We start from the raw sequence: 26,865 nt of genomic DNA, 5'->3' as shown, positions 1-26,865 counted from the left end.
CATGATCAGGTCACGCAGCTTGCCGCCACGCTTGTTGGGAGCAGGTTTCCGTGGCTTTTCCCTGCTGCCGCTGGCCATTTCCTTTGTCGTGCTGGTGTGCCTGTCGCTCTTGGCGATCCAGCTATGGATGACCTTGCGCGCACGGGAAGTACAGCTGAGTGAGGCGGCCCGCGAAAGCGCCAATCTGGCGCAATCTGTTGCACAGCATGCCTATGACACCATCAAGGAAGCCGATACGGTGCTGGTCGGACTGGTGGAGCGGGTGGAAACAGACGGTGTTTCCGATAGCGAATTGGCCCGCATGCACAAATTGCTGGTCGTCCGTGTCGCCGAGCTGCGCCAGTTACACGGCATCTTCATCTATGCCAGGGATGGCAGCTGGCTCGTGAATTCGCAGAAAACGCTGTTGAGCAATCTGAATAATTCTGATCGGGATTATTTCAACTACCATCGAACGCATGAGGACCGGGGGCCCTATGTCGGGCCTCCCGTGCGCAGCAAATCAACGGGGCACTGGATAGTCACGGTATCGCGGCGAATCAATATGCCTGACGGAAGTTTCGGCGGCGTTGCGCTGGCGACCATCGACATGAATTATTTCAGGCTGTTTTATGAACGCTTTTCGATAGGGAAAAAAGGCGCCATTTTCATTGCGAATGGAAAAGGCATTCTTTTATTGCGAAGGCCTTTCGATGAAAGCCTGTTGGGACGCGATATTTCGCAATTCCCCGTGTTTCACGATTATTTGCCCAAAAGTCCCGTTGGCACGGCTGTGATCAAGTCGGGCGTCGATGGCGTGACGCGTATCAATAGCTATCGAAGGCTCGAGGAATACCCGCTGGTGGTCTCTGCCGCACTGTCACAGGATGAAGTCCTCGCTTCGTGGCGTCTCGACATGATGTTGCAGAACGCGGTGGGTGGCGTGCTGGTGCTGCTGATTGCCTTCATCGGATACCGCGTGGTGCGGCAAATCGATTTGCGGGTCAAGAGCGAGGCTGGATTGCTCGAGGCGCGCAATGAACTGGAATTGATCAATGAAACCCTGGCCCGCCTTGCCAACCAGGATGGATTGACGGGGCTGGCGAACCGGCGCTACTTCGACCAGTCGCTGCTTGCCGAGTTCAGCCGTGCGCAGCGTGAAGACGGCTCGCTTGCGCTGGTGTTGATCGATGTCGACTTCTTCAAGCAATACAACGATATCTATGGCCATGTGGCCGGCGACGAGTGCCTGAGAAAAATCGGCAAGGTGGTCGGCTACAGCATGCGCAGGCCGGGCGACCTGGCGGCACGCTATGGTGGCGAGGAAATGGTCATTTTATTGCCTGGAACGGATTTGCCGGGCGCCCTGGCGGTGGCGGAAGGCGTTCGCCAGGCAGCGCAATCGCTGGGCGTCGAGCATCGGGGCAATCCCCTTGGGGTGGTGACGGTCAGCGTCGGCGTGGCGGCTTTCATGCCGACGCACCTGGAAAACCAGGCGGTCGAGCTGGTTGAACTCGCTGATACGGCACTGTACAAGGCCAAGGCATCCGGCAGAAATCAAGTCTGTTATGCCTCGCCTTGCGAGCCTGTCGAGCAGGCCGCGACGGCTTTTGCGTTTCGATAGCGATTGCTGACGGCGGAGGGGGCGCGTGCGCCAGGCTGATCCATGTACAATCGGCAACATCCGGATCGACGTATCCGCCCCTTCATTGCGGAGTACGCCTGAGCGTGACACAAACATTGCAAACCTGGCTGCTGGCCTGGCGGGAAGCCTTCACGTGCATCGGCCTGGGATTGCGCGATGCGCGTCATGCGGGGTTATGGTGGCGCTCCGCGCTGTGGTGCATGGCGGTCGTAGCCCTGTGGCTGGGACTGTATGGCTATTTCGGCCGCTTCTTTGTCGAGCTGAGCGCCATGCTGGCGCTGGTATCCGTCACCGGCTTGCTGGGCCTGGGCGTGATGGATGGCGTCGGGACACTGGCCAACGGGCCTGCCACGCTCTCGCAGCTGGGCAATATCGCCGGCGGCCTGGGCAGGGCCGCCAAGGCCATGCTGTCGATCGGCCAGATCGCCCTGGCCTTGCTGGCGCTGGCTGCCTTTTTCTATGTGATGGTTTTTATCGTCGGCGCCATCGGTACGGCGCGCTTGCCGCTGCGCTGGCTATTGCTGGAGCGCGCCAAGGCTGTGGCGGCGCGCCGCTATGCAGCGTGGCAAGCACCGGCCGGCCTGGAGCTGTCCGCCGCGCGTCCCGCCTGGCGGCGTCGCCTGTTGCTGCTGCTTTCCCTGCTGATCCCCGTGTGGGCCATGTGCGTGCTGATCTCGTACTTGCTGGCCTGGAATGTCCACATGATCTACGGCGCGGCAGCTGAAGAGGTGCTCGGCGCGGAACAGCAAGCGGCGTTGCGCCGCGAACAGCGCCCGGCGATTTTTGCCCTGGGACTGTTGCTGTGCTTGCTGATGCTCGTACCGGTCCTCAATTTATTGTTGCCAGCCGTGCTGTGCACCAGCGTTTGCCATTTGCAGCGCCGCGGCTGGCGCGCAACGGGGTCATCAATCCAAGTGGAATGAAAAGGAGTGAACATGAGTGAAAACGCAAGACGCGCCACCTTGGAGCGCGCGATTGAAATCGCCGCCGCCACCCATGCCGGCCAGACGGACAAGGGCGGTGCGCCGTACATCCTCCATCCCTTGCGCGTCATGCTGCGCGTCGCCCCCGGCGCCCAGCAGATTGTCGCCGTGCTGCATGATGTGGTGGAAGACAGCGACGGCAAAGTCACCTTCGACGACCTGGCACGCGAAGGGGTCTCGCAGGAAGTCATCGACGCCGTGCGCGCCGTGACCAAGATCGAAGGCGAGTCCTACGAAGCGTTCATCGCCCGCGCGGCATTGAACCCCGTCGGCAAGGCCGTCAAGCTGGCTGATCTGGCAGAGAATAGCGACTTGTCGAGGATAGAGAATCCGACGCCGAAGGATTTGGAGCGGGTGGCAAAGTATCGGAGGGCTATCAAGCAACTCATATCGCAGCAATGATTCTTTCATGCCGAGAGCGTATCCGAGTGGCTCTGGCCCCCGGGATCACGGGGTACGGGCAAGAGCCTTGCGGATGGCCTGCTCGACGGGACGGTCTATCAGCGCCAGGACGATGACCACGACAGCGGTAACAATCAGTCCCTCCAGTAAAGCTGGATCAGGGAAAATTTGCTGATTGGTGATAGGAGCGGGCACTGTTGCACGCTTCCAGAGAAGCAGCACCAGGGCGGCGCCAGCGGCGAGCAGCATCGCCGGTCGACGATGGTGCAAGCGGGCGATTTGCCCCATCAGCAGCAGCGCGATACCCCACGCAAAAGGATAGAAGCCGTGATCGAACAAGATCATGCGCTCATCATAGTATGCGCCGGTATACCAGGCAAAACGGGAGAAGGCAAAAAGACCATAAGCGACGAGGGTCACAGCCAGCACGAGGAAACTGGAGGAAAGCAGGCGAGCAATTTTCATGGTTGGGATTTCTTTGCCAATGCTTCGAGATCGCGTTCGGCCAGATGGCGCTTCTGCTTGGTGACTTGGATAATCTTGCCTTTGTTGAAGATAACTCGCTGGCCATGCCTGTAATCCTGCTCGCTATTTTTTTCGCCGCCGCCATTGAGGTTCGGGTTGGCCTGGTCGGCGTGACCGATAACAACGGGCGCAGACTTGAGTCTAGATTTTTAGTGTTGGTAAATATAGCATATTTACTAATTACATTGGCGTTAAGCTGGTGCTCGGGTATGGCTGGTTTTAATTCTGGGGGGAGCCGCCGCGCTGCAGCGCATTAGGCGTCTTGAAAGTTTTGCTGGCAAATTGCAGACAATTAACCGGCCAAGAGCGGATGTGGAATAAGCTTGCGCTGCTTCTTGCATTCCGTTACGGGCAAGAATACAAGTTGTTTAATTCAGGGCGTGCAGTCGCCCATTTCTAAATATGGAATCAATCACAGTGATGGCAAAAAAGTGGAAGAACCAAGAGGTGCGAAGCTACAATGGCCTCGTGTGCACCAACGGTGATATCTACGAAGTGCACGAAACCTGGATGGCCAAAGTACATGAAGAACAGGAGCTTGGCAGTTGGCTCAATGTCGCGATTCTGGCACAAGAAGAGCTGTATGGTGGACAGTACATAGTCAAGTGCGGAGAGGCTATGGAACACGGCTCAATCGGCGTAGTCGTTTTGGAATCGCTGCAAAATCATGAACCTATTTGGACGTTTGTTTCGGATCAATCCAATCCATTTGATCAAATAACAATCAAGGCTGGCTTGGTTGTGGTGCTGTCAACGTCAGGTGCCGTATTTCGGTTTGGTACTCCAATAAGGGAAGCAAGGCTTCTGCTTGCGAGTCCTTCGATCCATGGCGCTAAGGACGGGAGCTTGTAAAGTGAACGCTGCGCCTCCGCTCTCTGGCCGCATGGGTTCCGTAGTGCAGACTCAAGCCGGGGACGTAGTGGCAAGCGATAATTGGCTGCTGGATTTAAGCCCTCGATCTTTTAATCTCTGGGCCCGCTGGCTCAACTACAAGTCAGGTTGCGACATGGAGCATTCGGTTTCACGCTTGATAATTGCGGCTGGTGTGGCGTGTTTAGTCATGGGCATGGCCGCTATTCAACAAATGCGGCTGAATCGTTCCATCGGTAAAGTAAAATATTTTCTGCTTAAATTAGCGGTGTTAGTCTGGCTGGTGAGTGGACTATTTGTCGGAACGCTCTACAGTCACGGAGTCGATGTGGCGTGGTACATTTTTGGTGTCGCCGTTAGCCTGGCCGGATGTGTCGTTGCAGGCATTGTGGTGTTTGCCTGGCCTTTTTTCACAGGGCGCAAGCCGGACAGTTAATATACTTTGTGAAGTTGCATCACTTACGAATTTAGTTGCAGACCGACATCTTTACGATATATGTAATCCGATTCTATGAACCAAATTTTTGGCGTTACCTCACTAATTGGCTTTGCAACCGCACTGATTGTGCACATTGCGGCATTGATGGGAGTCAATGTATCTGATAATTTTCCTGCGATCTGGTGGCTGCACGGCGGCATTTTCCTTGTGTTCATTCCGTTTGTCTTCTCCAGTCGAAAGTCACTCGGCCCCAAACCAACGTTCGCTGAACTACGCGCAGCTTTTCCGAAGTGGGTGGTCGGACTGGGACTTTGTATAGCTGCTTACGCATTGGTGAATTTTGCACTCTTCATGATGAACGCGGCGGGCGGTAATCCTTCGATCGTTGACGGGAAATTTGTGCTATTGAACCGTGGAAATTTCATTCGCGAACTGAGCGCCGTGGAGTATTCCACTTTCAAGGTAAATCAAGTGCGTGGTTTCTCCGGGCATTGGCTAGTGTTCTACTTTGTGCCATTTGCGTATTTCATGTTCCATAAGAGACCTGCACCGTTCAATTCGACGCCTTCGGTGCGGCTGCATTGATGCATGGGGTTTTGCTGTCCAAGTGGCAGTATCAAGCAATACTGATGGCGGTAACGACGCTGAAACTGCCGCAGTCCAGGCGGCATCAATCGTCATGCCCCAAAAACACAATGAGACTGGGCTGCCGAGGTCGCTGTTATGAAACCCGGCCTGCTCGGACGCTCCATGTCCGCTGTGGGGGGGAGCGGACGGAGCCGATTAGCGCTGCGAATCGCCATCAGTAGCCTAAGGCCGCGATTCTCAGCGCGGGAATTTATACCGTACCAGGAGCGTAGGTCCTTTGCCGCCGGGTGGCGTCAGCAGTATCTCGTCACCCGGCCGCATCTCTTCATACATTACCGTGCAACAGGTCGGCATCGAGTGGCCGCGCGCCGGATAAACGCCAACGTCGGTGTGCAGGTTCGCAGCGCGTACGTCCACGCTGGACTTGCCGGCCTTTCCTTCTTCTTGCAGCAGCTTGCGCAGTGCAGTGACGAAGTCCCCTTTGCTGAGCCTGGCAGGTGCCTGGGTTGCTTGCGGGCGAGCGTTTGTGTCGTTTTTCATGGCAGTTTTCTTCAGTGAGTACATTTCCGCCACTATATCATTGGCCCCTGATGTTGCAGGACAGACAGCCGCTAGATTTAATCAGTAAAGACCGAACACAATTTCTGCTGTTGATCCGGCCGCCTGATTTGCAGCCGGCATCCAACGCCCATATATTCTGGCAATCATTCTGGCAATCATCGTCCAGCATGCCTCATCTTTTTTGCTTCCCACATAGAGGGTCACACATAGAGGGGCAGGTCCGTCATTCGCACATGGCTTGAGCAGCTGATGTTGTTGCTAGGAAACCGTCTGCGGCGCAAAACCTAGTCAGAGGAATCGGAGAGGGTTGCGCTTGCAAGCGCAACCCGGTTTTGCGGCACCGAGCTGCGCTCGCCGAAGTCCCGCAAAACCCCCGCGTCCGTACCGGACGCGGATTCCATGCCCGCGTTCTGCATGCATGGAATAAATAAAAAGGGCCTCCCCGCCAAAACGGGGAAGCCCTTTTATTTATTCAGTGGTGGAGACGGCGGGAATCGAACCCGCGTCCGCAAGCACTCTACAGACAGTTCTACATACTTAGCACTATCATTTAATTTAACTCAGCCAGCACGGATGTGCACGTTATGGGCAAGCGAGTTACCTATTATTTAGTCGGACGCTAAGTAACCCAGCATACGACGAGTCCCTGTAAATGACTCTAGAGCTTTTGACGGCCCACCCCAGGGACGAGGTGTTCTAGAGCTAACAGCGATTAAGCTGCCAGTGCGTACGAGTTATCGTTTGCAGTTAAGTTTTTTCAGGTTGTATTTACGAGGTAGCCCGCCCTCGGTATGCCCTGCGCTGCTTTGCAACCCACGTCGAAACCAGGTCGTCCCCACAGAACCTTCATTGTAGCGCAATCTGCCCACTCTTGCATGATGCATTCGCTTGCCGGCGTGTCAGATCAAGCGCAGGCCGATTTATGCCGCCAGCTGCCGCGCCTGCGCCGCCTTCACCACGGCGCTGACCAGCTCGAGCAACGCTTGCGGCGTATCCAGCAAATGGTCGGCATTCCAGTGCTGCGGTTCGATGGGGCCGCAGTAGCCCCAGGCGCAGGCGACCGTGCGCATGCCGGCGGCACGGCCGGCCTGGATGTCGCGCAGGTCGTCGCCCACGTACCAGCAGTCTTCCGGCGCCAGCTCCAGGCGGCGCGCCGCTTCCAGCAGGGGTGCAGGGTGTGGTTTCGGGTGCGCCATGGTGTCGCCCGAGATCACGCAGCCGGCGGCGCCCAGGCCGATCTGGCCGACCAGCGGGTCGGTGAAGCGGGCCGCCTTGTTGGTGACCACGCCCCAGGCCAGGCCCAGGGCTTGCAGGCCTTCCAGCAGGGCGGGGATGCCGTCGAATAAACGGCTTTCCACGGCCAGGGCCGCTTCGTAATTGTTCAGGAAGCCGTCTTTCAGGGCTTCGTAGCCGCTTTCGCCCGGTTGGACGCCATACGACGCGCCTATCATGCCGCGCGCGCCGGCCGAGGCCGTGGGGCGCAGGATGTCATACGGGGTCGGCGCCAGGCCGGCACGCGCGCGCAGCAGGTTGATGGCCGCTGCCAGGTCGGGCGCGGTGTCGGCCAGGGTGCCGTCGAGGTCGAACAGGATGGCGCGCGGTGCTGGCAGATGGTCTGTGATCATGGCGGGCAAAGTGTGTCAAGTGGGAATGAAAAATGGCGGCCGCAGCCGCCTTGTATTGTGCGTGATGGTTACAGCGGCCGGGTGCAGGCCACCAGGTAATTGACGCTGGTATCGCTATTAAGTGAGTAAATCTTGGTCAATGGATTGTAGCCCATGCCGCGCATGCTGTTGACGTCCAGTCCGGCGCTGCGCACGTATTGCGACAGTTCCGCCGGGGTGATGAATTTGTCATAGTCGTGCGTGCCTTTCGGCAACAGACGCAGCAGGTATTCGGCGCCCAGGATGGCGAACAGATACGCTTTCGGGTTGCGGTTCAAGGTCGACAGGAACACGTGGCCGCCCGGTTTCACCAGCGCGGCGCAGGCCTTGACGATGGCGGCGGGGTCCGGCACGTGCTCGAGCATTTCCATGCAGGTCACGACGTCGTACTGGCCCGGCTCTTCCTCGGCCATGGCTTCGGCGGCGATCAGCTTGTAGCGCACCTTGGCGCCCGATTCCAGGCTGTGCAGGTCGGCAACTTTCAATGCCTTGTCGGACAGGTCGATGCCCGTCACGTCGGCGCCCTTGCGGGCCATCGATTCGGCCAGGATGCCGCCGCCGCAGCCGATGTCGATCACGCGCTTGCCGGCCAGCGGCACTTTCGCGTTGATCCATTCCAGGCGCAGGGGGTTAATTTCGTGCAGTGGACGAAACTCGGAAGTGGGGTCCCACCAGCGGTGGGCCAGCTCACTGAATTTTTGGATTTCAAGAGGGTCTGCGTTCATAGGTCGAATAATAGCGGCAATTTTACAATTGGGCAGCCACGGACGAAAAAAAACCCCGCCGTAGCGGGGTTTTTCATGCTGTTCTTGACTTGCGCGATGACTTGCGGCAAGTCCAGGGAATCAGCTATTACTTGTTGCGGGTACCAACAACTTCGATTTCCACGCGACGGTTTTTCGCACGGCCTTCGGCAGTTTTGTTATCAGCAACAGGTTGTTTCTCGCCTTTGCCTTCGGTGTACACGCGGTTGCTTTCAACGCCTTTGGTGACCAGGTAGGCTTTGACAGCATCAGCACGACGTACCGACAGTTTTTGGTTGTAAGCATCGGTGCCGACGGAATCGGTGTGACCCACAGCGATGATGACTTCCAGGTTGATGCCGCCCAGTTGTGCGGACAGCTCGTCCAGCTTGGCTTTGCCTTCTGGCTTCAGCGTAGCTTTGTCGAAATCGAAGAATGCATCAGCGGCGAAGCTGACTTTTTCCGAGGTAGGAGCAACTACGACTGGCACTGGCACGACAGGTGCTGGTGCTGGAGCAGGTACGACTGGTGCTGGAGGAGCCACGCATTTGCCGTCTTGCAGGGTTTCTGGCTCTACGCACAGTGGCACGTCGCAACCTGGCACTGCGTCAGCAGGTGTCCAGTAGCCGGTACGCCAGCACAGGCCGAATGGGTCACGCACGATTACGCCGCGGGCATCTTGCACGTAAGCGCTTTTTGGGCTTGGTGCTTTGATGTCAGTGGTAACTGGCGCGAATGGTGGGGAGGTTGGGGTTTGGGCCGAAGCCGAGCCAGCAATCACTGCGGATGCAGCGAAAAACAGCGTTACAAATTTATTCATTCTTTTTTCCTTTCGGGGGGTGATATCCGCAGAACAACACTGCGCTACTGGTGCTACGTGCCAAGATTTTATCATGTAGACCATATGCGCTCGTTTCAGATTGCGAAACTAGCAATTAACTTCCCAGTCATTTTGCCACACGCATCAGGGGCACACGACCGTGGTTAAATCAAAGCTTGCCCGATTTTAGACCGTGCGTTGTTTTTGCGCAACGAAAATGCCCATTTGTAACGCGCCTGTAACAATTGATCGCTTTTTTTGCCTCTTTTAAGGGCAGGTATCTTGAACTGATATTGCCATTGTGCATTATCGACAGGTCAACGTGCGCGTCCCCGGTGCAAACTGCCAATCTTGTTGGTATGGCCAATTTGTACAGGTAGCTGGGCGCGCATGCTAAAATCGTGCGCTTGACTGTTAAGAGTGTCGAGCAAATGCCCACGGCGGCACTGCATGGCCAGGACGTACCCTTGCGGTACCCGTACTGGCCGTGCCGCCAGCCCGCCGATTTGTCTGGCACTCTGCGACATGGAAGCCGGGCCGCGCCAGCAGCGCGTGGCGCGGCGTCCACGACGACAGCCACCCAGGATATGCAGTATTGCGTCATACATTGCGTAACAGATAAGTTAACCACAGCCTGAGATCAGTCGAACCGCCAATGGATCAATTCGCAAAAGAAACAATTCCTATTTCCCTCGAAGAAGAGATGCGCAAGAGCTACCTCGATTACGCCATGAGCGTGATCGTCGGTCGCGCCTTGCCCGATGCGCGCGATGGCTTGAAGCCAGTGCACCGCCGCGTCTTGTTCGCGATGCATGAAATGAATAACGTGTGGAACCGCCCTTACGTCAAGTGCGCCCGCGTGGTCGGCGAAACCATGGGTAAATACCATCCCCACGGCGATGCCTCGATCTACGACACGCTGGTGCGCATGGCGCAAGATTTTTCGCTGCGCTACATGCTCGTCGATGGCCAGGGCAACTTCGGTTCCGTCGACGGCGACGGCGCCGCGGCGATGCGTTACACCGAGTGCCGCCTGGACAAGATCGCCGGCGAACTGCTGGCCGATATCGACAAGGATACCGTCGACTTCCAGCCCAACTACGATGGCAAGGAAAAGGAACCGACGGTCTTGCCGACGCGTATCCCGAACCTGCTGATCAATGGCTCGTCCGGTATCGCCGTCGGCATGGCGACGAACATTCCGCCACACAACATCACCGAAGTCATCGACGGCGCGCTGCACGTGCTGCGCAACCCCGATTGCACGATCGATGAATTGATCGAGCTGATCCCTGCGCCGGACTTCCCGACGGCCGGCATCATCTATGGCGTGTCCGGCGTGCGCGATGGCTACCGCACGGGCCGCGGCCGCGTGGTCATGCGCGCCAAGACCCACTTCGAAGAATACGGCAAGGACGGCGGCCGCATCGCCATCATCGTCGACGAACTGCCATTCCAGGTCAACAAGAAGTCCTTGCTGGAACGCATCGCTGAAAACGTGCGCGACAAGAAGCTCGACGGCATTTCCGACATCCGCGACGAATCCGACAAGTCGGGCATGCGCGTGGTGATCGAGCTGAAACGGGGCGAAGTGCCTGAAGTGGTGCTGAACAATCTGTACAAGCAGACCCAGTTGCAAGATACCTTCGGCATGAACATGGTGGCCCTGGTCGATGGACAGCCGAAGCTGCTGAACCTCAAGCAGATGCTGCAGTGCTTCCTGTCGCACCGCCGCGAAGTGGTGACGCGCCGTACCGTGTTCGAACTGCGCAAGGCGCGCGAACGCGGCCACGTGCTCGAAGGCCTGGCTGTCGCGCTGGCCAACATCGATGACTTCATCGCCATCATCAAGGCTGCGCCGACGCCGCCGATCGCCAAAGTCGAGCTGATGGCCAAGGCATGGGATTCGTCCGTCGTGCGCGAAATGCTGGCCCGCACGGGCGACGGCACGACGCCAGGCGGCATCGATGCCTACCGTCCGGAAAACCTGCCGAAACACTATGGCATGCAAACGGATGGCCTGTACAAGCTGTCGGACGACCAGGCGCAGGAAATTCTGCAGATGCGTCTGCAGCGCCTGACCGGCCTGGAGCAGGACAAGATCGTCAACGAGTACAAGGACGTGATGGAGCATATCGCCGACTTGCTCGACATCCTGGCCAAGCCTGAACGCGTGACCGTCATCATCACCGATGAAATGACGGCGGCGAAGAACGAATACGGCATTGGCAACAAGGACGCGCGCCGCTCGCAGATCGAGTTGAACGCGACCGACCTGGAAACGGAAGACCTGATCACGCCGCAGGACATGGTCGTGACCCTGTCGCACACCGGCTACATGAAGGCACAGCCGATCACCGAATACCGCGCGCAGAAGCGCGGTGGCCGCGGCAAGCAGGCCATGGCGACGAAAGAGGAAGACTGGATCGACCAGCTGTTCATCGCCAACACGCACGACTACATCCTGTGCTTCTCGGATCGTGGCCGCATGTACTGGCTGAAGGTGTGGGAAGTGCCGCAAGGCTCGCGCAATTCGCGCGGCAAGCCGATCGTCAACATGTTCCCGCTGCAGGACAACGAAAAGATCACCGTGATCCTGCCGCTGTCGGGCGAGAACCGCACGTTCCCGGAAGACCATTACGTGTTCATGTCGACCAGCCTCGGTACCGTCAAGAAAACGCCGCTGAAGGACTTCAGCAATCCACGCAAGGCCGGCATCATCGCGGTCGACCTGGACGACGGCGACTTCCTGATCGGCGCGGCGCTGACCGACGGCCAGCACGACGTGATGCTGTTCTCCGATTCGGGCAAGGCAGTGCGCTTCGATGAAAACGATGTGCGTCCGATGGGCCGCACGGCGCGCGGCGTGCGCGGCATGAACCTGGAAGAAGGCCAGCACGTGATCGCCCTGCTGGTGGCCGAGAACGAGCAGCAATCGGTGCTGACGGCAACGGAAAACGGCTACGGCAAGCGTACGCCGATCACCGAGTACACGCGCCATGGCCGTGGCACGAAAGGCATGATCGCCATCCAGACCAGCGAGCGCAACGGTAAAGTGGTTGCCGCGACCCTGGTCGATACCAGCGATGAAATCATGCTGATCACCACCGGTGGCGTATTGATCCGCACCCGCGTGTCGGAAATCCGCGAGATGGGCCGCGCGACGCAGGGCGTGACCCTGATCGCCGTGGAAGATGGCACCAAGCTGTCCGGCCTGCAGCGCGTGGTGGAAACGGATATCGACGAAGTCGAACTGACGACGGAGGCGGGCACGGAGGCCGCGCCGGCGGCGGCCGATCCGGTCGATCCGGCCCAGCCGGAGTAAGATGATTGGGGCTCTTTCGGGAGCCCCAATTGCTATTGGCGCGCCAGTTGGGGCGCCAGCCTGCGTGTCCCATTTGTTCCCCGCTTTTATAAAGTCCCGCATGCCATGAGAAAAATCGTTGCCACCTTCTTTGCCGCGTTTTCGCTGGCCTTCCTTGCGACCCTGCCGGCCCTGGCCCAGAGCACGCAAGCCACGCCTTCGCGCCAGGCGGCGCCCAGCCCCGCCATGAAAGTGGCCGTGCGACGCATGCTCGACGCGATGCAGTTCCCGCAACTGACGCGCAATATCTTCGACCAGATGCTGCAATCGGTGCCCGCCATGATCCGCCAGTCGGCGCAGCAGCAAATCAACGGCAACCCGAAGATGGACGAGCAGCGCAAGGCGCGCGCGCTGGCCAGCGCCGAAGAGGAAATTCCCCTGGCCATCGCCACCCTGACGCAGGTGCTGGCCGACCCGACCCTGATCGATGAACTGGGCGATGAAATGGTGCCCCTGTACGCGCGCTTTTACACGGTGCCGGAAGTCGAGCAGCTGGCGGCCTTCTACAAGACGCCGCTGGGCCGCAAGATGCTGGCCACCATGCCGCAACTGTCCGCCGAATCGATGGCCATCAGCCAGCGCGTGCTGATCCCCCGCGTGAACGCCGTGCTTGACCAGGTCATGCGGGTGGCCACGCAGTCGCCCCAATAATTTCATTTTACTAAGGACCGTATCGTGACCCATATCTACAACTTCTCCGCCGGCCCCGCCGTCCTGCCCAAGGAAGTGCTGGCGCAAGCGGCCGTCGAGATGCAGGACTGGCATGGCAGTGGCATGTCGGTGATGGAAATGAGCCACCGTGGTCCCGAATTCATTTCCATCTACAAGCAGGCGGTGGCCGACCTGCGCGAGCTGCTGGCCGTGCCCGCGAACTACAAAATCCTGTTCCTGCAGGGCGGTGGACTGGGCGAGAACGCCATCATCCCGATGAACCTGGCGGGCCTGGCCGCGCAGCAGCCGGCCACCGTGGACTTCGTGCACACGGGTTCGTGGTCGGGCAAGTCGATCCAGGAAGCGGCCAAGTATGCGAACGTCAACGTGGCCGCGTCGTCCAAGGCTGCCCGTTTCACGGGCGTGCCACCAGTCTCCGAATGGAAGCTGACGCCAGGCGCCGCCTACCTGCATATCTGCACCAATGAAACCATCGACGGTGTGGAATTCCAGCAGGCGCCAGACGTGCCGGCAGGGACCACCATCGTGGCAGACATGTCCTCGCACATTCTGTCGCGCGTGATCGACGTGTCGCAATATGGCGTCATCTTCGGCGGCGCGCAGAAAAATATCGGCCCGGCCGGCCTGACCCTGGTCATCGTGCGCGAAGACTTGCTGGGCAAGGCCTTGTCGATCTGCCCGTCGGCCTTCGACTGGACCATCGTTGCCGAACATGAGTCGATGTACAACACGCCGCCCACCTACGGCATATATATCGCCGGCCTGGTTTTCCAGTGGCTCAAACGCCAGGGTGGCGTTGCAGCCATGGAACAGCGTAATATTGAGAAAGCGGCGCTGCTGTACGCGGCGCTCGATGCGGACGACTTCTACCAGAACCGGGTCGACCCCGCATACCGCTCGCGCATGACCATCCCGTTCTATCTGCGCGACGAAAGTCTGAACGATGCATTCCTGGCCGGCGCCAAGCAGCGCGGCCTGCTGCAACTGAAGGGCCACAAGTCCGTCGGCGGCATGCGTGCATCGATCTATAACGCGATGCCGATCGAGGGCGTGCAAGCCCTGGTCAACTATTTGAACGAGTTTGCCGGACGCTGAGTCGCCTAGACGACCGCGCCGGCCCGCCGCCGGCGCAGGCCGCGCGGCCATGATTGAAGTACAGCTGACGAAACAAACCACCATGACCGATAAATTGAAACCGCTGCGCGAACAGATCGATGCGATCGACGCGCAAATCCTCGAGCTGCTGAACCGCCGCGCGCAAATCGCCCAGCAAGTGGGCCATGTGAAGGCCGAGACGCAGGCGCCCGTGTTCCGTCCCGAGCGCGAGGCGCAGGTGCTGCGCGGCGTGGCCGAGCGCAATCCCGGCCCCATGGGCGACCGCGAAGTACAGACCATCTTCCGCGAAATCATGTCGTCCTGCCGCTCGCTGGAAAAGCGGGTCACCGTGGCGTATCTGGGCCCGGCCGGCACCTTCAGCGAACAGGCCGTGTATCAGCAGTTCGGCAGCGCCGTGGAAGGCTTGCCGTGCGCATCCATCGATGAAGTGTTCCGTTCCGCCGAAGCGGGAACGGCGGACTTCGGCGTGGTGCCGATCGAAAATTCCTCGGAGGGCGCCGTCAACCGCACCCTGGACATGATGCTGCAGACGAGTCTCATCATCAGCGGCGAGGTGGCGATCGCCGTGCACCACAGCCTGATGACGAAGAGCGGCAACATGGACGGCGTCACGTCCATCTGCGCCCATTCGCAGGCGCTGGCGCAGTGCCAGGTGTGGCTGAACCAGAATTATCCGCACGTCGCGCGCCACGCCGTGGCATCGAACGCCGAGGCGGCCCGCATGGCCGGCGAAGATGCCACGGTGGCCGCGATTGCCAGCGAACTGGCCGGCGCGCAGTACAAGCTGGGCGTGGTCAAGGGGCACATCCAGGACGACCCGCACAACCGCACGCGCTTTGCCGTCGTGGGCACCCTGCAGACGGCGCCGTCGGGCAAGGACCAGACGTCGCTGGTGCTGGCCGTGCCGAACAAGGCGGGCGCCGTGTACCAGTTGCTGGCGCCCCTGGCGAAACACGGCGTGTCGATGACGCGCTTCGAGTCGCGCCCGGCGCGCATGGGCAGCTGGGAGTATTATTTCTATGTCGACGTGGAGGGCCACGTGCACGACGCAGCCGTCGCCCAGGCGCTGGCCGAGCTGCAAAGCAATGCGGCGTTTTTCAAGGTGCTGGGGTCGTATCCGGTCAGCCTGTGAAACTGTAGCTATTCTTACAATCACCCACTTTTTTAAAGAACACCATGTCTAAAAATATCGGTCCAGAATACGTCCGCGCCATCGCCCCTTACCAGAGCGGCAAACCGATCGCGGAAGTCGCGCGCGAATTCGGCCTCGACGAGGCAGCCATCGTCAAGCTGGCGTCGAATGAAAACCCGTACGGCATGCCGGAATCGGCCAAGCAGGCGATGATCGCTGCCATCGATGACCTGGGCCGCTACCCGGACGCCAACGGCTTTGACTTGAAAGCCGTGCTGTCGAAGCGCTATGACGTGCCGGCCGACTGGATCACCCTGGGCAATGGCAGCAACGACATCCTGGAAATCGCCGCGCACGCCTTCGTGCAGCATGGCGAATCCGTCGTGTACTCGCAGTATTCGTTCGCCGTGTACGCGCTGGCCACGCAAGGCCTGGGCGCGCGCCACATCGTCGTCCCGGCGCAAGCCTACGGCCATGACCTGGACGCCATGGCGGCGGCGATTGCCGACGACACGCGTCTGGTTTTCATCGCCAACCCGAATAACCCGACCGGCACCTTCCTGACGGCGGCGCAGCTCGAAGCCTTCCTGCAGAAAGTGCCGGCGCATGTGGTCGTCGTGCTGGACGAAGCCTACAACGAATTCCTGTCGGCCGACGACCAGTACGAGTCGACGGCGTGGGTGCGCCAGTATCCGAACCTGGTGGTCTCGCGCACCCTGTCGAAGGCCTACGGCCTGGCCGGCCTGCGCATCGGCTTCGCCATCGCCCAGCCTGTGCTGACGGACCTGATGAACCGCATCCGCCAGCCGTTCAACGTCAACTCGCTGGCGCAGGCGGCTGCGATTGCCGCCTTGAACGACAAGGCCTTCCTCGAGCAAAGCGCGCGCAACAACGCGGCCGGCTACCAGCAGTTTACGGAGGCGTTTACGCAACTGGGCCTGGAATACGTGCCGTCGCACGGCAATTTCGTGCTGGTCAAGGTGGGCGACGACGATGGCGCCGGCGCGCGCGTGAACCTGGCGCTGCTCAAGCAGGGCGTGATCGTGCGTCCCGTGGGCAGCTATGGCTTGCCGCAATGGCTGCGCATTTCCATCGGCCTGCCGCAGGAAAACGCCATCTTCATCGCCGCGCTGACGAAAGCGCTGGCCTGACGATATGACGACGCCTGCACTGAACAAGGTAGTCATCTTTGGCGTAGGCCTGATCGGCGGTTCGTTCGCGCGCGCGCTGAAACATGCGGGCGTGGCGTCCACCGTGGTCGGCATGGGCCGCTCGCAGGCGTCGATGGTGCGCGCGCTCGAACTGGGCATCATCGATGAAATCGGCGGCGACATGGCGCAAGCCTTGCATGGTGCCGATCTGGTGCTGCTGGCCGCGCCCGTGGCGCAAACGGGCGCCATCCTGGCAGCCATCGCGCCGCACCTGCAGCCGGGCACCATCGTCACCGATGCGGGCAGCACGAAAAGCGACGTGGTGGCGGCCGCGCGCGCGGCGCTGGGTGGAAAAGTCGGGCAATTCGTGCCGGGCCACCCGATCGCGGGGCGCGAGACGAATGGCCCCGACGCCGCCATCATCGATCTGTATCAGGGCAAGAAAGTGGTGCTCACGCCGCTGGCGGAAAACGCCGTGGCTGACGTGGCGCGCGTGGCGGCCGCGTGGCGCGCCTGCGGCGCCATCCTGCACACTTTGAGCCCCGAAGAACATGACAAGGTGTTTGCCGCCGTCAGCCATCTGCCGCATCTGCTGGCCTTTGCGCTGGTCGACGACATCGCCAACAAACCGCACGCGGGCCTGCTGTTCCAATACGCGGCCAGCGGCTTTCGCGACTTTACGCGCATCGCTGGCTCATCGCCGGAAATGTGGCGCGACATCAGCCTGGCCAACCAGCCGGCGCTGCTGCACGAACTGGACGCCTACCTGGCGCAGTTGACGACCTTGCGCGCCCATCTGGCCGCGAATGACGGCGCCGCCATCGAAGGCGTGTATGCGAACGCCCAGCACGCGCGGCAGCAATGGATCGAGGCGATTGAAACGGCGGAAGTACCAGCCTCGCCCTCACGATAAATACTCAAGGATTCCAGCATGACCCAGACCAAGCACTACCCCCACCATATCGATTTGAAGCCGGTGATGCATGCCGAAGGCACGGTGCGCTTGCCCGGCTCGAAAAGCATTTCCAATCGCGTGCTGCTGCTGGCCGCGCTGGCCAAGGGCACGACGAAGATCGTCGACCTGCTCGCCTCCGACGACACCTTCGTCATGCTGACGGCATTGACGTCGCTGGGCGTGAAATGGACGCAGGACGAGCTGACGGGCGATCCGGCCACGGCGCATCAGATCCACCACGTGGAAGGCTGCGGCGGCGTGTTCCCGCACCACGAGGCGGACCTGTTCATGGGGAACGCCGGCACGGCGATCCGTCCGCTGACGGCGGCGCTGGCCGTGATCGGCGGCGACTATACCCTGCATGGCGTATCGCGCATGCATGAGCGCCCCATCGGCGACCTGGTCGACGCGCTGAACGCCGTCGGCACGCAGATCGAATACACGGGCGAGCAGGGCTTCCCGCCGTTGCGCATCCGCCGCGGCCACATCCACGCGCAGCGCATCGCCGTGCGCGGCAACGTGTCGAGCCAGTTTTTGACGGCCTTGCTGATGGTGGCGCCGCTGATGGCGCGCGACCATGCTGTCACCATCGATGTGACGGGCGAGCTGATTTCGAAGCCGTACATCGAGATCACCCTGAACCTGATGCGCCGTTTCGGCGTGACGGTCGAGCATGACGGCTGGCAGTCGTTCACCGTGCAGCCGGGCCAGCAATATCAAAGCCCGGGCACGATCCACGTGGAAGGCGATGCGTCGTCGGCCTCGTATTTCCTGGCGGCTGGCGCCATCGGCGGCGGTCCCGTGCGCGTGGAAGGCGTGGGGCGCGACAGCATCCAGGGCGACGTGCGCTTCGTCGAAGCCTTGCAGCAGATGGGCGCGACCATCACCATGGGCGAGAACTGGATCGAAGCCCGTTCGAACGGCGTATTGAAAGCCGTCGACATGGATTTCAACCATATTCCCGACGCGGCCATGACGATCGCCGTGGCCGCCCTGTACGCGGACGGCACCAGCACTTTGCGCAATATCGCCAGCTGGAGGGTCAAGGAAACGGACCGCCTGGCCGCCATGGCAACGGAATTGCGTAAACTCGGCGCGGAAGTGGAAGAGGGCGCCGATTACCTGCGCGTGACGCCGCCGGCCGAGATTCTTGCCGCCACCATCGACACGTATGACGACCACCGCATGGCCATGTGCTTCTCGCTCGCCTCGCTGGACGGCGCTGCGCGCCGCGGCAATGAGATGCGCATCAATGACCCGAAATGCGTGGCCAAGACCTTCCCCGAGTATTTCGCCGCGTTTGCGGGGATTGCAAAAGACACCCTGATTTAATTGATTGCTCATACTATGCCGACCTCCCACATCCCAGTCATCGCCATCGACGGCCCCACCGCTTCCGGCAAGGGCACGGTGGCGCACCGCGTGGCCGACAAACTGGGCTTTCATTACCTGGACTCGGGCGCGCTGTACCGCCTGACGGCCTTGAGCGCGCTGCGCCGCGGCACGGACTTGCGCGACGAGCACGCGCTGGCCAAGCTGGCCGAACACTTGCCCTGCCATTTTGCGGGCGGCGAGATCCTGCTGGCGCATGAAAACGTCACCGAGCAGATCCGCGCCGAAGAGGTGGGCAATACGGCGTCGAAGATTGCCGTATTGCCAACGGTGCGCCATGCCCTCGTGGGCTTGCAGCTGGGCTTTCGCAAGACGCCGGGCCTGGTGGCCGACGGGCGCGACATGGGCACGGTGATCTTCCCGCATGCGCAATTGAAGGTCTTCCTGACTGCCAGCGTCGAGGCGCGCGCGCAACGGCGCTACAAGCAATTGATAGACAAGGGTTTTTCTGCTAATATGGAAGACCTTCTGATGGATTTGCAGGCGCGGGACGAACGTGATACTCACCGTGCGATTGCGCCGCTGGTCCCCGCGGAAGGGGCGCATGTCCTCGATACCTCGGCCATGACAGCGGATGAAGCTGTCGAAACCGTGTTGAAATGGTATGCCGCAGTTGCAAAATAAGCAGCAAAATAGCGTGTATTGATGTGTAGTGCATGCTATGTGGTGCCCGTTGACGGCTCCTGGCCTGTCCGGGTGTGTCAAAAACCTAACCCAGTTTAAGTCGCATCGTGCGATCTCTGCTGGATAACCTGTGTGAACCCTATGTCTACTGTTACAACTAACGAATCTACCGGTATGGAAAGTTTTGCTGCGCTCTTCGAGGAATCGTTGTCGCGTCAAGATATGCGCTCCGGCGAAGTTATTTCCGCTGAAGTCGTGCGCCTCGACCACAATTTCGTGATCGTGAACGCCGGCCTCAAATCCGAAGCATTCATCCCTGTCGAAGAATTCAAGAACGACCACGGCGAACTGGAAGTCAAAGTTGGTGACTTCGTTTCCGTGGCGATCGAATCGCTGGAAAACGGTTTCGGCGATACCATCCTGTCGCGCGATAAAGCCAAGCGTCTGGCTTCGTGGCTGGCTCTGGAAAAAGCGATGGAATCGGGCGAAATCGTCGTCGGTACCGTCAATGGTAAAGTCAAAGGCGGTCTGACCGTGTTGACCAACGGCATCCGCGCATTCCTGCCGGGCTCGCTGGTTGATACCCGTCCTGTCAAAGACACCACCCCATTCGAAGGCAAAACCCTCGAATTCAAAGTGATCAAGCTGGATCGCAAGCGTAACAACGTGGTTCTGTCCCGCCGCGCCGTCATCGAAGCTTCGATGGGTGAAGAGCGTCAGAAACTGATGGAAACGCTGAAAGAAGGCACGGTCGTGACCGGCGTCGTCAAAAATATCACCGACTACGGCGCGTTCGTGGATCTGGGCGGTATCGATGGCCTGCTGCACATCACCGACCTGGCATGGCGCCGTGTACGTCACCCGTCGGAAGTACTGACGGTTGGCCAGGAAATCACCGCCAAAGTCCTGAAATACGATCAAGAGAAAAACCGTGTTTCGCTGGGCGTGAAACAACTGGGCGACGATCCTTGGACCGGTCTGTCCCGTCGTTACCCACAAAGCACCCGTCTGTTCGGTAAAGTAACGAACCTGACCGACTACGGCGCGTTCGTTGAAGTGGAACAGGGTATCGAAGGTCTGGTACACGTTTCCGAAATGGACTGGACGAACAAAAACGTTGCTCCTAACAAAGTTGTCCAACTGGGCGACGAAGTAGAAGTGATGGTTCTGGAAATCGACGAAGAGCGTCGTCGTATTTCGCTGGGCATGAAACAGTGCAAAGCCAATCCATGGGACGACTTCGGTGTTACCCATAAGAAAGGTGACAAAGTCCGCGGCGCGATCAAATCGATCACCGACTTCGGCGTGTTCATCGGCCTGGCCGGCAACATCGACGGTCTGGTGCACCTGTCCGACCTGTCCTGGACCGAAACCGGCGAAGAAGCCGTGCGTCGCTTCAAGAAAGGTGACGAACTGGAAGCCATCGTTCTGGCCATCGACGTTGAGCGCGAGCGCGTTTCCCTGGGCGTCAAGCAACTGGAAGGTGACCCATTCAACAACTTCGCAGCCATGAACGACAAAGGCTCGCTGGTAACCGGTACCGTTAAATCGGTTGAGCCTAAAGGCGCCGTGATCCAACTGTCCGAAGAAGTTGAAGGCTACCTGCGCGCTTCCGAAATCTCGCGCGACCGCGTTGAAGATGCTGGTACGCACCTGAAAGTCGGCGACACCGTCGAAGCAATGGTGTTGAACATCGACCGCAAAGCCCGTGGTATCCAACTGTCGATCAAAGCGAAAGACAACGTTGAAACCCAGGAAGCTATGCAAAAAATGGCAGCTACCGACAACAACGCAGCTTCGGGCACCACCAGCCTGGGCGCCTTGTTGAAAGCTAAGTTCGATAACAAGAACTAAGACTGCGGATACGGCAGATGACAAAGTCCGAGCTGATCAACCGCCTCGCTGAGCGTTATTCTCAGCTGGTGGCGAAAGATGCGGAGTATGCCGTCAAGACCATTCTCGATGCGATGACCAACGCCCTGGCGACCGGTCAGCGTATCGAGATCCGCGGTTTTGGCAGTTTTGCCCTGAACAGCAGGCCCCCGCGCATCGGCCGCAACCCGAAGTCCGGCGACAAGGTGATGGTTCCCGAAAAACGGGTACCCCACTTCAAGCCGGGCAAACAGTTGCGCGAGCGGGTGGACGCGATGGTCGGGCAACCGATTATCGAGGATTAATCGTCTGCTGGAAGGCGACATAGAAAGCGGCGTCCTTGGATGCCGCTTTTTTTTGTTAATATGCTGAGAATGCCTGACATCAGCTACTGCGCGTCGCGCTTTGCGGCCTGCGATGCTCACCGTACTTCAGTACGGTTGCGCTTCTCGGACCAAAGGGGGCGCCGAGCCTCGCTGACGCTCGCTACGGTTTGATCAGCGCTCTACGTTTGTGTCATGTGGCACGGGCATTTTTTTTGTTCACTCTGGACCTATCGATGAAAATCATCTCCACCATCGTTGGCTGTGTTCTTTTCGTCCTGTTCTTCAGTTTTGCGCTGAAGAATGCGCAGGTTGTCGACCTGCATGTATTCCTCAATTATGAAATTCGCGGCCCCCTGGTCCTGATGCTGCTGGGCTTTTTTGTCGCTGGCGCGAGCCTGGGCGTACTGGCCCTGACGCCGACCGTGTTCCGTCACCGCCGCGAAGCAACCAAGCAAAAAACCACCATTGCCGCGCTGCAGACCGTTGGCGTGGCCAGCAATGTCCAGCCGCAACCGGACAGCGTGAGCGCGCAGTAAGCGGCGCCATCGCTCCTATCTCTCTTACTCGAATAAAAACAATCGCATGGATTTTGAACTCTGGTGGCTCTTGGGTATCCCGGTGTTTTTCGCGCTGGGCTGGATTGCCGCGCGTGTGGACATTCATCAACTGGTGTCCGAATCGCGCAGCCTGCCGCGCAACTACTTCAAGGGCTTGAATTTCCTGCTCAATGAACAGCATGACAAGGCCATCGATGCCTTCATCGAAGTCGTCAAGCTGGACCCGGAATCGGCCGATATGCACTTCGCGCTGGGCAATCTGTTCCGCCGCCGCGGCGAAACGGAGCGCGCCATCCGCGTGCACCAGAATTTGCTGGCGCGCCCGGACCTGCCGCTGGAACAGCAGGGCCATGCCGCCTATGAGCTGGGCATGGATTACCTGAAGGCAGGCTTGCTGGACCGCGCCGAAGAAACCTTCAACAGCCTGGTCGACACGCAATATGCGGCCCAGGCGCGCCGCGCGCTGCTGGAAATCTACCAGCGCGAAAAGGAATGGCCACGCGCCATCGAAGCGGCCGTGGGCTTGCAGGAATCGGGCGCCGGCGCGCGCCAGAAGGAAATTGCCCAGTTCTATTGCGAACTGGCGCATGATGCCCTCGTGCACATGAAGCCGGACGACGCCATGCCGCTGCTGGAAAAAGCCTTGCAGACGGACCGCAAGAGCGTGCGTGCCACCATCCTGACGGGCGACGTGCTGCTGGCGCGCGGCGACGTGGAAGGTGCGCTGACCACCTGGCGCCGCGTGGAGCAGCAAAGCGTGCCGCACGTGGCCCTGGTGGCGCAGCGCCTGATGGACGGGTATACCAAGGTCGGCCGTGCGCAGGAAGGCGTCAACCTGCTGCGCTCCTACCTGGAAGAGGCGTCGTCGATCGACCTGATCGAAGTCGTCTTCAAGGCCGTCATCGAGCTCGACGGCGTGGAAGCGGCGAAGCAGCTGGTCAGCGCCGAGCTGCGCCGCACGCCGACCCTGCTGGGTCTGGATAAACTGCTGGAAGCGCGCATGATGGATGCGCCGGCCGCCATCTGGTCCGAGCTGTCGATGGTGAAAAACCTCGTGCACGGCTACACGCAGAAGCTGGCCCGCTACCAGTGCAGCCACTGTGGCTTCAAGGCGCGCCAGTTCTACTGGCACTGCCCTGGCTGCAACAAGTGGGAGACTTACCCACCACGCCGCACAGAAGAACTCAATGTCATGAACTGATTCGTACACGTCACCTTGCCCTGAGCAATGTGGCGTGTACTTCTATGTAAGACCTGCTTTTTATCCATACGGTACATCCATGAAAATCACCATTATCGGCACCGGCTATGTTGGCCTCGTGACCGGCGCCTGCCTGGCGGAGCTGGGCAACGACGTCTTTTGCCTCGACCTGGACGCACAGAAGGTCGCCTTGCTCAACAGCGGCGGCATCCCCATCCATGAACCTGGCCTGGAAGAAGTCGTGGCGCGCAACCGCGCCGCCGGCCGCATGACCTTTTCCACCGACGTCGAGGCCGCCGCCGCGCACGGCGTGATGCAATTCATCGCCGTCGGCACGCCGCCCGATGAAGACGGCTCGGCCGACCTGCAATACGTGCTGGCGGCCGCGCGCGGCATCGGTAAGTACATGACGGACTTCAAGGTCATCGTCGACAAGTCCACCGTGCCCGTGGGCACAGCTGAAAAAGTGCGCGCCGCCATCCAGGGCGAACTCGATGCGCGCGGCGTGGCCGCCACGTTCTCGGTGGCGTCGAACCCGGAATTCCTCAAGGAAGGCGCTGCCGTCGAAGATTTCATGCGCCCCGACCGCATCGTCATCGGTGTCGATGCGACACCGGACGGCGAGCGCGCGCGCGAATTGCTGAAAAGCCTGTATGCGCCGTTCAACCGCAACCACGAGCGCACCTACTGGATGGATGTGCGCTCGGCCGAATTCACGAAGTATGCGGCCAATGCCATGCTGGCCACGCGCATCTCGTTCATGAATGAATTGGCGAACCTGGCCGACAAGGTGGGCGTCGACATCGAGGCCGTGCGCCACGGCATCGGTTCGGACCCGCGCATCGGCCACAGCTTCCTGTACGCCGGCTGCGGCTATGGCGGTTCCTGCTTCCCGAAAGACGTGCAGGCGCTCGAGCGCACGGCGCGCGGCCACGGCCAGGAACTGCTGATCCTGCGTGCCGTCGAAGCCGTCAATGACCAGCAGAAGCAGGTGCTGGGCCGCAAAGTGGTTACTCGCTTCGGCGCCGACCTGACGGGCCGGCATTTCGCCGTGTGGGGCCTGGCCTTCAAACCGAATACGGACGACATGCGCGAAGCGTCGGCCCGTGTCCTGCTGGCGGACTTGCTGGGACGCGGCGCCACCGTGGCCGTGTATGACCCCGTCGCCATGGCCGAGGCGCGCCGCGTGCTGCAACTGGACTTGACGCCGGAGCAACTGGCCAAGGTGCGCTTTGCCGACAGTCCGAAGGATGCGCTGCAGGACGCCGATGCGCTGGTCATCGTGACCGAATGGAAAGCCTTCCGCAGCCCCGATTTCGAGCAGATCAAGGCGCGCCTGAAGCAGGCAGTGATCTTTGACGGGCGTAACCTGTTCGAGCCGGCCGTCATGGCCGAGAATGGCATCGAATACCACGGGATCGGTCGCTCGATCCTGACGCGCGCATGAGCGCCCAAGAGGTGGTCGCCTTGACGGCGCCGGCCGCATTGGCCCAGGTACGCCTGCTGGTGGTGGGCGATGTGATGCTGGACCGCTACTGGTTCGGCGATGTCAGCCGCATCTCGCCGGAAGCGCCCGTGCCCATCGTGCGCATCGAGAAGCGCGAAGAGCGCCTGGGCGGGGCGGCCAACGTGGCGCGCAACGCGGCCGCGCTGGGCGCGAAGACGAGCTTGCTGGGCGTGGTGGGCGACGACGAGGCCGGCAGCCAGGTCGAGCGCCTGCTCGAAGGCGGCGGCATCCACAGTTATCTGCAGCGCGATGCGGCCATTTCCACCATCATCAAGCTGCGCGTGATCGGCCGGCAGCAGCAGATGCTGCGCATCGACTTCGAAGATGCGCCCAGCGATACGGTGCTGCGCGACAAACTGGCGCAGTTTAATGCTCTCTTGCCGCACTATGATGTGGTGGTCCTGTCCGATTACGCCAAAGGCAGCCTGGTGAACGTGGCCGAGATGATCAAGGCGGCGAGAAAGGCCGGCAAGATCGTCATGGTCGACCCGAAAGGCGATGATTTCAGCCGCTATTCGGGTGCGTCAGTACTCACTCCGAACAAGTCCGAACTACGCCGCGTGATCGGCAGCTGGAACACGGAAGAGCAACTCACGGAGCGCGCGCAGCAGATGCGCGCGCAACTGGGCCTGGACGCCTTGCTGCTGACGCGCTCGGAAGAGGGCATGAGCCTGTACACGGCCGATGAGGTGGTGCACATGCCCACCGATGCGCGCGAAGTGTTCGATGTCTCGGGCGCCGGCGACACGGTGATCGCCACCATGGCGGCCATGCTGGGCGCCGGCATGAGCCTGGGCGACGCCGTGCGCACGGCCAACCGCGCCGGCGGCATCGTCGTCGGCAAGCTGGGCACGGCCACTGTCACCCGAGAAGAGCTGTTCCCGCAGTAAATATGCTGTATCACCTGCGCCGGCCTGTTTGATCTGGCGCAGGTTTCCCCACCGTTTCGCTGTCCCGTCTTGTCAACCGTATCACGCCACAGCCGTTAAAGCCGTTAAGGCGCTGTTCCTCCTTTGCGTTCGAGTCATCTTGAAACCACATTACGGAGAGATACCCATGTTCAAAAAAATATTGCTGGCCATCGCCACCCTGGTCGCGACGATGGGCTTTGCCTTTGCCCAGGTCGATGTCAACAAGGCGGATCAGGCGGCACTCGACAGCGTCAAGGGCATCGGCCCCGTCACGTCGAAAGCCATCATCGATGAACGCGCCAAGGGCGGCGCCTTCAAGGATTGGGCTGATTTCGAAACACGCGTGAAGGGCATCGGCCCGAAAAGTTCCGTGAAGCTGTCGGAAGCGGGCTTGCAGGTGAATGGCCAGGCCAAGTCCGGCGCGCCAGCGGCGCCCGCTCCGGCGGCGAAAGCTGCCCCGGCAAAAAAGGACGTTGCTGTGAAGGAAGTTGCAGCGAAAGAAGCCGCACCGAAACCGGCTGCTGCGACCGACACCGCTGCGGCGCCAGCCAAGACAGCTGCTGAAACGAGGAAGGAAGCTGCTGCCGCCAAGAAAGAAGCCAAGGCCGCCGCCGCTGCCGCGAAAAAAGAAGCCGCCGCCGCCAAGGTAGTGCCTGCAGCAGCCGTTGCTCCTGCTGCTGCGGCGGCCGATGCCGCCCCCGTGAAAACGGCTGCCGAAACGAAGAAGGAAGCCGCTGCCGCGAAGAAAGCGGCAACGGCCGCCAAGAAAGAAGCCAAGGCTGCGGAAGCGGCTGCGAAGAAGGAAGCCAAACTGGCTGCTGCCGACGCGAAGAAGGCCGAAGCCGAGAAAAAGTAAGCGTGTCGTT

General features: G+C 60.2%; 27 protein-coding genes and 1 other RNA gene. 22 read left to right on the top strand and 6 right to left on the bottom strand.

What is annotated here, in order from left to right:
• Window position 1 precedes the first annotated feature (1 nt).
• The 3 genes from O3297_RS20915 to O3297_RS20905 all read left to right on the top strand — a co-directional run bounded on the left by O3297_RS20915 (window position 2) and on the right by O3297_RS20905 (window position 3,009).
• The gene (locus O3297_RS20915) at window positions 2-1,603 is read left to right on the top strand and encodes a sensor domain-containing diguanylate cyclase (RefSeq protein ID WP_305049910.1); all 1,602 of its coding nucleotides are present in this window, start codon (window positions 2-4) and stop codon (window positions 1,601-1,603) included.
• 104 nt (window positions 1,604-1,707) lie between these two features.
• Entirely contained in the window at window positions 1,708-2,547 is an 840-nt protein-coding gene (locus tag O3297_RS20910; RefSeq protein ID WP_305049909.1) for a hypothetical protein, read from the top strand.
• A gap of 12 nt (window positions 2,548-2,559) precedes the next feature.
• The gene (locus O3297_RS20905) at window positions 2,560-3,009 is read left to right on the top strand and encodes a hypothetical protein (protein WP_305049908.1); all 450 of its coding nucleotides are present in this window, start codon (window positions 2,560-2,562) and stop codon (window positions 3,007-3,009) included.
• Between the two features lie 45 nt (window positions 3,010-3,054).
• Here the strand turns inward: O3297_RS20905 and O3297_RS20900 are convergent, their stop codons facing one another.
• Window positions 3,055-3,474 carry a hypothetical protein gene (locus tag O3297_RS20900; RefSeq protein WP_305049907.1) on the bottom strand — a complete coding sequence of 140 codons (420 nt, stop codon included), beginning with the start codon at window positions 3,472-3,474 and terminating at the stop codon, window positions 3,055-3,057.
• Window positions 3,475-3,518: 44 nt separating this feature from the next.
• Here O3297_RS20900 and O3297_RS20895 point away from each other — a divergent pair, with 44 nt between their 5' ends.
• The 4 genes from O3297_RS20895 to O3297_RS20880 all read left to right on the top strand — a co-directional run bounded on the left by O3297_RS20895 (window position 3,519) and on the right by O3297_RS20880 (window position 5,428).
• Complete coding sequence (locus O3297_RS20895; RefSeq protein WP_151093161.1) at window positions 3,519-3,791, top strand: hypothetical protein; 273 nt, start codon at window positions 3,519-3,521, stop codon at window positions 3,789-3,791.
• Window positions 3,792-3,936: 145 nt separating this feature from the next.
• Entirely contained in the window at window positions 3,937-4,386 is a 450-nt protein-coding gene (locus tag O3297_RS20890) for a hypothetical protein (RefSeq protein ID WP_151093163.1), read from the top strand.
• Window positions 4,387-4,453: 67 nt separating this feature from the next.
• Window positions 4,454-4,840 carry a hypothetical protein gene (locus tag O3297_RS20885; RefSeq protein ID WP_151093165.1) on the top strand — a complete coding sequence of 129 codons (387 nt, stop codon included), beginning with the start codon at window positions 4,454-4,456 and terminating at the stop codon, window positions 4,838-4,840.
• A gap of 75 nt (window positions 4,841-4,915) precedes the next feature.
• On the top strand, window positions 4,916-5,428 hold the full coding sequence (locus O3297_RS20880; protein ID WP_305049906.1) for a hypothetical protein: 513 nt from the start codon (window positions 4,916-4,918) through the stop codon (window positions 5,426-5,428).
• A 240-nt stretch (window positions 5,429-5,668) separates the two neighbouring features.
• Here the strand turns inward: O3297_RS20880 and O3297_RS20875 are convergent, their stop codons facing one another.
• From O3297_RS20875 to ompA, 5 genes are all read right to left on the bottom strand, one after another.
• Entirely contained in the window at window positions 5,669-5,971 is a 303-nt protein-coding gene (locus tag O3297_RS20875) for an HNH endonuclease (RefSeq protein ID WP_305049904.1), read from the bottom strand.
• Window positions 5,972-6,468: 497 nt separating this feature from the next.
• Window positions 6,469-6,829, bottom strand: a transfer-messenger RNA (tmRNA) gene (ssrA, locus tag O3297_RS20870).
• A gap of 83 nt (window positions 6,830-6,912) precedes the next feature.
• Window positions 6,913-7,617, bottom strand: a complete 705-nt coding sequence (locus O3297_RS20865; protein ID WP_151093169.1) for an HAD family hydrolase — start codon at window positions 7,615-7,617, stop codon at window positions 6,913-6,915.
• A 68-nt stretch (window positions 7,618-7,685) separates the two neighbouring features.
• Entirely contained in the window at window positions 7,686-8,381 is a 696-nt protein-coding gene (gene ubiG / locus O3297_RS20860; protein ID WP_151093171.1) for a bifunctional 2-polyprenyl-6-hydroxyphenol methylase/3-demethylubiquinol 3-O-methyltransferase UbiG, read from the bottom strand.
• Between the two features lie 127 nt (window positions 8,382-8,508).
• Window positions 8,509-9,219: an outer membrane protein OmpA gene (gene ompA / locus O3297_RS20855; RefSeq protein WP_035825645.1), complete on the bottom strand. Its 711-nt coding sequence runs from the start codon at window positions 9,217-9,219 to the stop codon at window positions 8,509-8,511.
• A gap of 655 nt (window positions 9,220-9,874) precedes the next feature.
• On the opposite strand from ompA, the gene gyrA reads away from it, so the two are divergent.
• The 15 genes from gyrA (at window position 9,875) to O3297_RS20780 (ending at window position 26,855) form a co-directional block, all read left to right on the top strand.
• Complete coding sequence (gene gyrA / locus O3297_RS20850; protein ID WP_092611453.1) at window positions 9,875-12,544, top strand: DNA gyrase subunit A; 2,670 nt, start codon at window positions 9,875-9,877, stop codon at window positions 12,542-12,544.
• Between the two features lie 105 nt (window positions 12,545-12,649).
• Complete coding sequence (locus tag O3297_RS20845) at window positions 12,650-13,234, top strand: DUF2059 domain-containing protein (protein WP_151093173.1); 585 nt, start codon at window positions 12,650-12,652, stop codon at window positions 13,232-13,234.
• A 24-nt stretch (window positions 13,235-13,258) separates the two neighbouring features.
• Entirely contained in the window at window positions 13,259-14,350 is a 1,092-nt protein-coding gene (gene serC, locus O3297_RS20840; protein WP_305049902.1) for a 3-phosphoserine/phosphohydroxythreonine transaminase, read from the top strand.
• Between the two features lie 82 nt (window positions 14,351-14,432).
• Complete coding sequence (pheA, locus tag O3297_RS20835; protein ID WP_305050236.1) at window positions 14,433-15,503, top strand: prephenate dehydratase; 1,071 nt, start codon at window positions 14,433-14,435, stop codon at window positions 15,501-15,503.
• 44 nt (window positions 15,504-15,547) lie between these two features.
• Window positions 15,548-16,654 (top strand): histidinol-phosphate transaminase, encoded by a 1,107-nt coding sequence (gene hisC, locus O3297_RS20830; protein ID WP_034782010.1) that lies wholly within the window; start codon window positions 15,548-15,550, stop codon window positions 16,652-16,654.
• A gap of 4 nt (window positions 16,655-16,658) precedes the next feature.
• Window positions 16,659-17,567 carry a prephenate dehydrogenase/arogenate dehydrogenase family protein gene (locus tag O3297_RS20825; RefSeq protein WP_305049901.1) on the top strand — a complete coding sequence of 303 codons (909 nt, stop codon included), beginning with the start codon at window positions 16,659-16,661 and terminating at the stop codon, window positions 17,565-17,567.
• An 18-nt stretch (window positions 17,568-17,585) separates the two neighbouring features.
• Window positions 17,586-18,941 (top strand): 3-phosphoshikimate 1-carboxyvinyltransferase, encoded by a 1,356-nt coding sequence (gene aroA, locus O3297_RS20820; protein ID WP_070282638.1) that lies wholly within the window; start codon window positions 17,586-17,588, stop codon window positions 18,939-18,941.
• Between the two features lie 15 nt (window positions 18,942-18,956).
• On the top strand, window positions 18,957-19,625 hold the full coding sequence (gene cmk, locus O3297_RS20815) for a (d)CMP kinase (RefSeq protein ID WP_070257574.1): 669 nt from the start codon (window positions 18,957-18,959) through the stop codon (window positions 19,623-19,625).
• 141 nt (window positions 19,626-19,766) lie between these two features.
• A complete protein-coding gene (gene rpsA / locus O3297_RS20810) occupies window positions 19,767-21,479 on the top strand; it encodes a 30S ribosomal protein S1 (protein ID WP_071650172.1) in 1,713 nt (570 codons plus the stop codon).
• Window positions 21,480-21,496: 17 nt separating this feature from the next.
• A complete protein-coding gene (locus O3297_RS20805; RefSeq protein ID WP_008446215.1) occupies window positions 21,497-21,802 on the top strand; it encodes an integration host factor subunit beta in 306 nt (101 codons plus the stop codon).
• 254 nt (window positions 21,803-22,056) lie between these two features.
• Window positions 22,057-22,359 carry a lipopolysaccharide assembly LapA domain-containing protein gene (locus O3297_RS20800; RefSeq protein WP_034751796.1) on the top strand — a complete coding sequence of 101 codons (303 nt, stop codon included), beginning with the start codon at window positions 22,057-22,059 and terminating at the stop codon, window positions 22,357-22,359.
• 46 nt (window positions 22,360-22,405) lie between these two features.
• Window positions 22,406-23,581, top strand: a complete 1,176-nt coding sequence (lapB, locus tag O3297_RS20795; RefSeq protein WP_034782020.1) for a lipopolysaccharide assembly protein LapB — start codon at window positions 22,406-22,408, stop codon at window positions 23,579-23,581.
• A gap of 79 nt (window positions 23,582-23,660) precedes the next feature.
• Window positions 23,661-25,028, top strand: coding sequence for a UDP-glucose/GDP-mannose dehydrogenase family protein (locus tag O3297_RS20790; protein WP_070257575.1), 1,368 nt, complete (start codon window positions 23,661-23,663; stop codon window positions 25,026-25,028).
• Entirely contained in the window at window positions 25,025-25,978 is a 954-nt protein-coding gene (gene rfaE1, locus O3297_RS20785; protein ID WP_052140095.1) for a D-glycero-beta-D-manno-heptose-7-phosphate kinase, read from the top strand. The genes O3297_RS20790 and rfaE1 overlap by 4 nt, the downstream gene beginning before the upstream one ends.
• Before the next feature lie 166 nt (window positions 25,979-26,144).
• Entirely contained in the window at window positions 26,145-26,855 is a 711-nt protein-coding gene (locus tag O3297_RS20780; RefSeq protein WP_305049894.1) for a helix-hairpin-helix domain-containing protein, read from the top strand.
• Window positions 26,856-26,865: the final 10 nt, after the last annotated feature.

The sequence above is a fragment of the Janthinobacterium sp. SUN128 genome (assembly GCF_030587275.1).
Lineage (GTDB): Bacteria > Pseudomonadota > Gammaproteobacteria > Burkholderiales > Burkholderiaceae_D > Janthinobacterium > Janthinobacterium lividum.
This window is presented reverse-complemented; position numbering and strand designations above follow the sequence as displayed.